This window comes from Flavobacterium azizsancarii (genome assembly GCF_027980145.1).
Classification (GTDB): domain Bacteria; phylum Bacteroidota; class Bacteroidia; order Flavobacteriales; family Flavobacteriaceae; genus Flavobacterium; species Flavobacterium azizsancarii.
Genome location: NZ_JAMZNK010000131.1, coordinates 1 through 351, shown reverse-complemented (window position 1 = coordinate 351; position 351 = coordinate 1). Strand labels below are relative to the sequence as shown.

1 pseudogene is annotated in these 351 nt (G+C 38.2%); it reads left to right on the top strand.

What is annotated here, in order from left to right:
* Nucleotides 1-351 (top strand): annotated as a pseudogene (locus NJT12_RS24925) (gliding motility-associated C-terminal domain-containing protein); the annotation flags it as partial.

Genomic DNA, 351 nt, shown 5'->3' with positions numbered 1-351 from the left:
ACTTTGCCAACTTTTGCAAGTATTCAGTTAAACGAATCTAATATCGTTTGGTATACTGCTTTAACTGGCGGAACATTGATTCCAAGTACAACAGCTTTGACAAGTGGTACTTATTATGCGGCGATAAAAGATGCAACATCACTTTGCGAAAGTGCATTAAGACTGGAAGTTGCAGTAATAGTAACAGATCCGGGAACACCAAGTTTGGTAACTGCGGGAACACAGAACTTCTGTCAGTCGACTTTGCCAACTTTTGCAAGTATTCAGTTAAACGAATCTAATATTGTTTGGTATACTGTTTTAAATGGCGGAACATTGATTCCAAGTACAACAGCTTTAACAAGTGGTACT